The sequence below is a fragment of the Saccharopolyspora hirsuta genome (assembly GCF_008630535.1).
GTDB lineage: Bacteria > Actinomycetota > Actinomycetes > Mycobacteriales > Pseudonocardiaceae > Saccharopolyspora > Saccharopolyspora hirsuta.
Window position 1 is genome coordinate 71,729 of sequence record NZ_VWPH01000004.1, and the last position, 10,174, is coordinate 81,902.

Here is a 10,174-nt window from a genome sequence, read left to right on the forward strand (position 1 = left end):
CTCGTTGGACATCCGCTCAGTCCTTTCCGGTCGCGTCGACGAGGCGGAAGAGCTCCGCATCGCTCGCACCGTCCAAATCGGGTTCGGCAGCGCCGCCGACGTCCCGGCACCGCTGCAGGAGCTGGGCCAGCCGATCGGCGACCTGCCCCCGGGCGTCCTGCGCCACCTCCGCCAGCAGCGCGTCCACCTCGTCGATCTTCAGCCGGACCACGTCGGCGGGCTCCGGGGCGAGCTGCGCCCGCAGGTGCTTGACCAGCGCGGCGGGTGTGGGGTGGTCGAACACCAGGCTCGCGGGCAGCCGCAGCCCGGTCCCGGCCGCGAGCTGGTTGCGCAGCTCCACGGCGGTCAGCGAATCGAAGCCCAGGTCCGCGAAGGCCTGGTCCGGCCCGATCCCGGCGGGGTCGCGGTGGCCGAGCACCCGGGAGATCTCGGCGCGCACCACCTCCAGCAGCAGCTGGTTCTGCTCCCGCTCGCCCAGCTGCGGCAGCCGCTCGGCCAGCCCGAGCGCCGGTCCCGCGGCGCGGCGCGGGGCTGCGGGCACCAGCCCTCGGAGCACGGCGGGCACCTCCGCGGAGCGCAGCGCGGTCCGGTCGATCGGGGCAACCACGACCACCGGGCGCGGGGTGGCCAGCGCGAGGTCGAACAGCGCGGTGCCGTCCCGCTCGGTGATCGGCAGCAGCCCGCCCCGCCGCATCCGGACCTGGTCGGTGTCCGACAGGCGATCGGCCATGCCGCCGCCCGACCACGGACCCCAGACCAGCGAGCGGGCGGGCAGCCCGCGGCTCGCGCGGTGGGTGGCCAGCGCGTCCAGCGCAGCGTTCGCCGCGGCGTAGTTGGCCTGGCCCGGGCCGCCCAGCACCCCGGCCGCGGAGGAGAACAGCACGAACTCCGCCACCGGCCCGGCCAGCTCGTGCAGGTGCCAGGCACCGTCCACCTTGGACCGCAGGACGGTCTCGAACTGCTCCTCGGCGAGACCGGTCAGCATTCCGTCGTCCAACGTCCCGGCCGCGTGCACCACGGCCGTGACCGGGTGCTCGGCCAGCAGATCGGCCACCGCGGCGCGGTCGGACACGTCGCAGGCCACCGAGGTGACCTCGGCACCGCGGGCGGACAGTTCGCCGACCAGCTCGTCGGGAGCACCTCGCCTGCTCACCAGCACGAGTCGCCGCACCTCGTGGTCGAGCACCAGGTGTCGCGCGATCGCCGAACCGAGCGCACCGGACGCACCGGTGATCAGCACTCGCTGATCCGTCCACAGCGGACCACTCAGCTCCGGGTCCACCGCGGCCAGCCGCGGCACGCTCGCCCGACCGGCGCGCACCGCGATCTGCGGTTCCCCGGCCGCCGCCAGCCCGGCCAGGTCGACCTCGGCACCGGGCTCGGCGTCGACCAGCACGATCCGGCCCGGGTGCTCGGCCTGGGCGGAGCGCACCATCCCCCAGACCGCCGCCCCGGCCATCGTCGGCACCTCCTGCTCGTCCACCGCGACCGCTGCGCTGGTGCGCACCACGACGGGCTCGTCGGACTCGGCGAGCGCGGTCCGCAGTCCACTCAGGACTTCCCGCAGGGCTTCCCGGACGGCGACGAGCGGGTCAGCGGCCGGTTCGGGCTGCTCGACCACCCGCACACCCGCCCCCGAGGCCTCCGGTGTCGCCAGGGGGTGCCAGGTGAGCTCGTGCACGGCGCCGGTGATCGGGGCCCGGGTGCTGAACTGCTCCGGGCTGATCGGGCGCGTGGTCAACCGCTCCGCGGTCAGCACGGGCTGCCCGGCCGGATCGACGGCGTGCAGGGCCAGCGAGTCCTCGTCCGACCTGGTCAGCCGCACGCGCAGCAGCTGGGCACCGGTCGCGTGCAGCTGGACGCCGCTCCAGGTGAACGGCAGGCGCGGCTGGGAATCGGCGTGCGCCGCGGGGTGCAGCGCCATGTCCAGCAGGACCGGGTGCACGCCGTACCCGTCCTCCTCCACGGCCACTTCGACGTAGAGGTCCGCCCCGTGCCGCCAGGCGGCCCGCAGGCCCTGGAAGGTCGGCCCGTAGTCCAGGCCCCGGTCGGCCAGGTCGTCGTGCAGGGTGGTCAGGTCGATCGGGACCGCCTCGGCGGGCGGCCACTCCTCGATGGGCTCCGGGGCGGGGACGGGGGTGCTGGTCAGGGTGGCGGTGGCGTGCGCGGTCCAGGCCCCGTCCGCCCTGGAGTGCACCCGGACCCGGGTGCTGCCGTCCACTTCGGAGACCGCCAGCTGGATCTGGCGCGGGCCGTCCAGCTCCAGCGGGGCTTCCAGGACCAGCTCGGCCACCGATGCCATACCGACCTGGGCCGCGGCGTGCAGGACCAGCTCCACCAGCGCGGTGCCGGGCACCACGGCCCGACCGAGGATGCGGTGCTCGGCGAGCCAGGCCGGTGCCTCCGGGGTCAGCCGCCCGGTGAGCACCAGCGCGCCGTCCTCGGCCAGCGGAACGGCCGCGCCCAGCAGCGGGTGGTCGGCGGGTTGCTGGCCGACGGCCGCCGGAACGCCGGTCGCCGGTGCGCTGTCCAGCCAGTAGCGCTCGTGCTCGAAGGGGTAGGTCGGCAGCTCCACGGTCCGGGCTCCGGCGAGCACCGAGGCCCAGTCCGGCTCGTGCCCGGCGGTGCGCAGCGCCCCGAGGGCGGCCATCGCGGTGCGCTCCTCGTCCTGGTCGGCCCGCAGGGCGTGCGCCACCACCCGGTCGTCGAGCGCTCGCTGGGCCTGCGCGGCCAGCACGCCGTCCGGGCCCAGTTCCAGGTAGGCGGTCACCGACTGCTCGTCGACCGCGGTCAGCGCGTCGTGGAAGCGGACCGGGGCGACGACGTGCCGCAGCCAGTACTCCGGGCCGGACATCTCGTGCTCGACCGGGCGGCCGGTGACCGCGGAGGCGATCGCGATGGCCGGTTCGCCGAAGCTCAGCTCCCCGAGGACCTCGCGGAACTCCGGCAGCACCGGCTCCATCAGCGGCGAGTGGAAGGCGTGGCTGACCCGCAGCGGTTTGACCCGCCGCCCCCGGTCCTTCAGCAGGCCCGCGATCGCTTCGGCGCGGTCCCGGTCGCCGGAGACGACCACGGCGTTCGGGCCGTTGACGGCGGCGATGCCCAACCGGTCCTCCCCGTCCAGCAGCGCGAGCACCTCGTCCTCGGTGGCCTCCACCGCGATCATCGCGCCGTCCTGCGGCAACGCCGCCATCAACCGGCCACGAGCCACCACCAAACGCGCCGCGTCCCGCAACGACAGCACCCCGGCGACGTGCGCCGCAGCAACTTCCCCGACCGAGTGCCCGACCAGCCAATCCGGCCGCACACCCCACGACTCGAACAACCGGAACAACGCCGTCTGCAGCACGAACAAACCCGCCTGCGCGAAATCAGTCCGGTCAACCAAGTCCGCATCCACATCGGCGATCGGCAGCCCGACCGCCTCGGCGGCGGCGTCCCACGCCTCGGCGAACGCCGGGAACGCCCGGTGCAGCTCCTGCCCCATCCCGGCGCGTTGCGCGCCCTGACCGGAGAACAGGAAGGCCAGCCCGCCCGGCCGCGCGGTCGTGCCGACCCCGGTCGCGGCGAACTCCGCCAGCCGTTCCAGCAGCTCGTCCCGGTCAGCGCCGATCACGGCCGCACGCTGCGGGAACGCGGTGCGGGTGGTGGCCAGCGAGAGGGCGACGTCGGCTACCGGCACCCCGGGGCGCTCGCGCAGGAATGCGGCGATCCGACCCGCCTGCGCGCGCAGCGCCGTGGTGGTCCGGGCGGACAGCACCAGCGGAGCGGGCGCCGCGGGCGGGGCGCTGCGCTCCTCCTCGGGCTCGGCCACCTGCTCGACGATCAGATGCGCGTTGGTGCCGCTGATCCCGAACGACGACACCCCCGCCCGGCGCGGCCGATCGACCTGCGGCCACGGCTGCGCCTCGGCGAGCAGCCGCACGGCACCGGAGCCCCACTCGACATCGGCGCTGGGCCGGTCCACGTGCAGGGTCTTCGGCAGGACACCGCGGCGCATCGCCTGCACAACCTTGATCACCCCGGCCACCCCCGCCGCCGCCTGGGCGTGGCCGAAGTTGGACTTGATCGAGCCGAGCCACAGCGGGCGGTCGTCCGGGCGGTCCTGCCCGTAGGTGGCCAGCAGGGCCTGCGCCTCGATGGGGTCGCCGAGGGCGGTGCCGGTGCCGTGCCCCTCCACCACGTCCACATCGGACGGTTCGAGCCCGGAGGCGGCCAGCGCAGCGCGGATCACCCGCTCCTGCGAGGGGCCGTTGGGCGCGGTGAGCCCGTTGCTCGCGCCGTCCTGGTTGACCGCGCTGCCCCGGATCACCGCCAGGATCTGGCGTCCGTTGCGCTGCGCGTCCGAAAGCCGTTCCAGCAGCAGGAGTCCGACTCCTTCGGCCAGCCCGGTGCCGTCGGCGGCGTCCGCGAAGGCCTTGCACCGCCCGTCCGGCGCGAGGTTGCCCTGCCTGCTGAACTCCACGAACGTCTCGGGGGTGGCCATGACGGTGACGCCACCGGCCAGCGCGAGGTCGCACTCCCCGCCGCGCAGGGCCTGGCCCGCCAGGTGCATGGCCACCAGGGACGACGAGCACGCGGTGTCGATGCTCATCGCGGGCCCCTCCAGGCCCAGGACGTAGGAAAGTCGACCGGACAGCACCCCTCCGGCGTTGGCCGCGCCGAGCACGTCCTCGTAGCCGCCCGAGCTGCCGGTGAAGCGCGCGCTGTAGTCCCGGTACATGGACCCGGCGAACACCCCGGTGCTGCTGCCGCGCAGGGACGCCGGGTCGATGCCCGCGCGTTCCACCGCTTCCCACGCGGTTTCCAGCAGCAGCCGCTGCTGCGGGTCGATGGCGAGCGCCTCGCGCGGCGAGATGCCGAAGAACGCCGGGTCGAAGTCCGCCGCGTCGGCGAGGAATCCGCCGCGCACCGCGCGCACGGTCTCCAGGTGCGGCCAGTTGCGGTCCGCCGGGAACTCCGACAGGCCCTCGCGCCCCTGCTCCAGCAGCTCCCACAGCTGCTCGGGGTCGCGCACGTCGCCGGGGAAGCGGCAGGCCATGCCGATGATCGCCACCGGTTCGTCGACCGCCGCCCGGCCGACCGGGGCGACCGCCGCGGTCGATCCGATGCCGAGGCTGGTGCGCAGGAACTCGGCCAGCGCGGCGGGCGTCGGGTGGTCGAACACCAGCGTGGCGGGCAGCCGGACGCCGACCGCCTTGGACAGCCGGTTGCGCAGCTCCACCGAGGTCAGCGAGTCGAACCCGAGGTCCTGGAAGGCCTGGTCGGCGGGGACGGCGGCCGGGTCGGCGTGCCCCAGGACGTGCGCCACCTGGTCGCGCACCAGCTCCAGCAGCGCCGCCCGCTGCTGCGGTTCGGCGAGCGGGTGCAGCCGGTCGGCGAGCCCTGCGGTCCCGCCGGAGGCCGCGCGGCGGCGCGTGGTGGGCGCGAAGTCCCGCAGCAGCACCGGAACCGCGTCGCTGGTCCGCAGCGCGCTCAGGTCCAGCGGTGTGATGGCCAGCACCGGCCCGTCGGCGCGCACGGCGGCGTCGAAGGCGGCCAGCCCCGCCTCGGTGTCGATGGCGGCGAGGCCGTCGCGGGCCAGGCGGGCGCGGTCGACCTCACCGAGGTGACCTGTCATGCCGCTGGCCTGCGCCCACAGCCCCCAGGCCAGCGATGTCGCGGGCAACCCCTGTTCGCGGCGGATCCGGGCCAGGGCGTCGAGCGCGGCGTTGGCCGCCGCGTAGTTCGCCTGGCCGGAGCTGCCGATCAACCCGGCCAGCGAGGAGTAGAGCACGAAGGCGTCCAGGTCGCCGGTGAGCTCGTGCAGGTTCCAGGCGGCGTCCACCTTGGCCCGCAGCACCCGATCGACCTGTTCGGCGGTCAGCGCGGTGACGAGCCCGTCGTCCAGCACCCCGGCGGTGTGGACCACGCCGGTCAGCGGCCGGTCGAGGTCCGCCAGCAGATCCCGCACCGCGTCCCGGTCGGCCACGTCGCAGGCCACCACGCGCACCTCGGCGCCCAGCTCGGCAAGTTCGGCGACCAGTTCTCCGGCACCAGGCGCGTCCGGGCCGCGCCTGCTGGTGAGCACCAGGTGCCCGACGGCGTGCTCGCGGACCAGGTGCCGGGCCAGCGCCGCGCCGAGCGCGCCGGTACCGCCGGTGATCAGCACGCTGCTCCCGGGCCGCCAGGTCGGTTCCCCGTCACCGGGCTCGGCGAGCCGGGTCAGCCGCGGCACCAGCGCGCCGCCGTCGCGGACCGCCAGCTGCGGTTCTCCGGCGGACAGCACCCCGGCGACGTCCACATCGGACGGTGCGTCCACCAGCACGATCCGGCCCGGGTGCTCGGACTGGGCGGACCGCAGCAATCCCCAGACCGCCGCAGCGGCGGGGTCCACGTGGTCCTCCTCCGTCGCCGCCACCGCGTTGCGGGTGCTCACCACGAGGGTGGATTCGGCGAACCGGTCCTCGGAGAGGAATCTCCGGGCCGCGTCGAGGGCTCCTTCGACCGCCTGCCGGACGGTGGCCCCGGTGTTCGGCTGCCAGCGCACCACCGCACCGGGTCGCTCGTCGTCCAGCCCGGACGTCGTGGTCCCGGTGGCGTTGGGCAGGGCGACCGGCCGCCAGGTCTCCGCCAGCAGCAGGTCCGCGCCGGGGGCGCCGAGCCGCCGGGCGGGTCGGGTGGTCAGCGAGTCCGCGGTGAACACCGGCCGCCCGGCCGGGTCGGTCGCCCGCACCTCGACCGCGCCCTCCCCCGCCGGGGCGAGCCGGACCCGCAGCCGGGTCGCCTCCACCGCGTGCAACCGGACGCCGCGCCAGCTGAACGGCAACCGGATCCCGTCGGCGAACTCCTGGTGGGCGAACACGTGGAGCGCGGAGTCCAGCAGGGCCGGGTGGATGCCGAACCCGGTCGGCTCGCCGGGCAGCTCGACCTCGGCGCACAGCTCGTCACCGCGGCGCCAGGCCGCGGTCAGCCCCTGGAAGGCGGGCCCGTACCGCAGGCCGCGCTCGGCCAGCTCGGCGTACGCCCCGGTGATGTCCAGCGGCTCGGCACCGTCCGGCGGCCACTGGTCGGTTCCCGCGGGCTCCGGGCCCGGTTCCGCGCTCAGCACGCCGCTGGCGTGCAGCTGCCACGGTCCCTCGCCCGCGCGGGAGTGGATCGTCACCGGGCAGCGGCCGTCCGGGTCGCGCTGCACGGCCACCTGGAGCTGGCGGGGTTCGGTCAGGTCCAGCGGTTCTCCGACGACCAGTTCGTCCACAGTGGTCAGTCCGAGGTGGTCCCCGGCGAGCAGCGCGAACTCGACCAGGGCGGCCCCGGGCAGGACGGCGGTGCCCCGCACGGCGTGGTCGGCCAGCCAGGGGTGGCCGCGCAGGCCGACCCGCCCGGTGAGCAGCACACCGTCCCCTGTCGCGGCGGTGATCGCCGCGGTGAGCAGCGGGTGGCCGGTGGCGGACGCCCCGAGCTCGCCGGGGTCGCCGCCCGACCGGGCGGGGTCGAGCCAGAAGCGCTGGCGCTGGAAGGCGTAGCCGGGCAGCGGGACCCGGACCGGGTCCGGCCCGTACGCGGCGGTCCAGTCGACGACCACCCCTCGGCTGTGCGCCTGCCCGAGGGCGGACAGGAACTGGGCGAGGTCGCCCTGGTCGCGCTGCAACGTGCCGAGCGCGCTCACCGCTTCCTCGGCCAGGGTGTCCTCGATGCTGGAGACCAGCACCGGGTGCGTGCTCACCTCGACGAAGACCGCCGGTGCCCGGTCGGCCGCGATGGTCCGGGCGGTGTCGGCGAACCGCACCGGTCGGCGCAGGTTCCGGTACCAGTACTCGGCGGTCAGCTCGGCGGTGTCCACCGGCCCGCCGGTGACCGTGGAGTAGAACGGCACCGCCGAGGACACCGGGGCGATCCCGGACAGCTCGGCCAGCAGCCGGTCCTCGAGGTCCTCGACCTGGGCGCTGTGCGAGGCGTAGTCCACCGGCAGCACCCGGTGCCGGATGCCGTCCCGCTCGCAGTCGGCGGCCACCGCCGCCAGCACCTCGGGAGCCCCGGCCACGACCACCGCGGCCGGTCCGTTGATCACGGCGAGATCGGCGTCCCCGGCGAGCGCCTCGGCCCGTTCCGCGGACACCGCCAGGGACAGCATGCCTCCCTTGCCGCTGAGCTCCTGCGCGATCAGCCTGCTGCGCAGGGCCACGATCCGCGCGCCGTCGGCGACCGACAGCGCGCCCGCCACCACGGCCGCCGCGATCTCACCCTGGGAATGCCCGACCACCGCCGCGGGCTCGACCCCGTACGACCGCCACAGCGCGGCCAAACCCACCATCACGGAGAACGACACCGGCTGCACCACGTCGACGCGCTCCAGATCCGGCGCCCCCGGGACCGAACGCAGCACGTCCAGCACCGACCAGTCCACGAAGGACGACAACGCCGCATCGCACTCCGCGACCGCGGCCCGGAACACCGGCGCCGACTCCAGCAGCTCCGCCGCCATCCCCGCCCACTGCGCGCCCTGCCCCGGGAACACGAACACCACGTCCCCTGAGCGGGCCCGGTGCACCTCGGCCCGCCCGTCGGCCACCGCCGCGAGCTCGGCGGGGAGGGTGTCCCGGTCGCCCGCCACCGCGGCCCGGTGGTCGAACCGCTCCCGGCCGGTGGCCAGCGAGAAGCCGACGTCCGCGGGGTGCAGTTCCGGGTGCCGGGCGACGTGCTCGGCCAGCCGCGCGGCCTGCTCGCGCACCGCCTGCTCGCTGCGCCCGGACAGCACCCAGGGCACCACCTCCGGCAGGCTCCGGGACTCCGGTTCCGAGTCGGGCGCCTGCTCCAGGACCAGGTGCGCGTTGGTCCCGCTGATCCCGAACGACGACACCGCCGCTCGGCGCGGCCGGTCCACCTCGGGCCACGGCCGCGCCTCGGTCAGCAGCCGCACGCCGCCCGAGGACCAGTCCACCTCCGGGGTCGGCTCGTCCACGTGGATGGTGCGGGGCAGCACGCCGTGCCGCATCGCCTGCACCATCTTGATCACGCCACCGACCCCGGCGGCGGCCTGGGTGTGCCCGATGTTCGACTTCAGCGAGCCCAACCACAGAGGCCGGTCCGCGGGCCTATCCCGCCCGTAGGTGGCCAGCAGCGCCCGCGCCTCGATCGGATCGCCCAGCGGCGTGCCGGTGCCGTGCGCCTCCACGACGTCCACATCGGACACCGCAACCCGGGCTGCGGCCAGCGCCCGCTGGATCACCTGCTCCTGGGCGGGACCGTTGGGCGCGCTGAGCTGGCTGCTCCTGCCGTCCTGGTTGATCGCGCTGCCGCGGATCAGGGCGAGCACCGGGAGGCCGAGCCGCTGGGCGTCGGAGAGCCGGGCGAGGGCGAGCACGCCGACGCCCTCCGACCAGCTGGTGCCGTCGGCGGCCTTGGCGAAGGACTTGCACCTGCCGTCCGGCGCCAGACCGCGCTGCCTGCTGAAGTCGATGAAGAAGCCCGGCGTGGACAGCACCGCCACCCCGCCAGCCAGCGCCAGCCCGCACTCCCGGTTGCGCAGCGCCTGCACCGCCATGTGCATCGCCACCAGCGAGGAGGAGCACGCGGTGTCCACCGTCACCGCCGGGCCCTCCAGCCCGAGGGTGTAGGAGATGCGGCCGGAGGCGACGCTGAGCTGGTTGCCGGTGACCAGGTAGCCGTCGGCCTCCGCCACCGCCGGGTTGAGCAGGCTCGGCCCGTACTCCTGCGCCATGATGCCCACGAACACGCCGGTGTCGCTGCCCCGCAGCGAACCGGGCACCAGCCCGGCGTTCTCCAGCGCCGAGTACGCCGCCTCCAGCAGCAGCCGCTGCTGCGGGTCCATCGCCTGCGCCTCGCGCGGGGAGATGCCGAAGAACTCCGCGTCGAACTCGTCGGCGTCGTGCAGGAAACCGCTCTCCCGCAGGTAGGTGGTGCCCGGCTTGTCGGGGTCGGCGTCGTGCAGGGCGTCCAGGTCCCAGCCGCGGTTGACCGGGAAGCCGGTGACCGCGTCCCGCCCCTCGGCCACCAGCTCCCACAGGTCGTCCGGATCGCGCACGTCGCCGGGGTAGCGGCAGCTCATGCCGACGATGGCGACGGGTTCGCCGGCCGCGGCTTCCAGCTCGCGGACGCGGCTGCGGGCCTGCTTGAGCTGCACGGTGACCTTGTTGAGGTACTCGCGCAGCTTCTCGGCTTCCGCCACGGTGCT

At 75.2% G+C, this 10,174-nt stretch carries 1 protein-coding gene; it reads right to left on the reverse strand.

Annotated features, from left to right (window positions below):
• Nucleotides 1-16: 16 nt before the first annotated feature.
• The gene (locus F1721_RS09050) at nucleotides 17-10,168 is read right to left on the reverse strand and encodes a type I polyketide synthase (protein ID WP_150066148.1); all 10,152 of its coding nucleotides are present in this window, start codon (nucleotides 10,166-10,168) and stop codon (nucleotides 17-19) included.
• Nucleotides 10,169-10,174 lie beyond the last annotated feature (6 nt).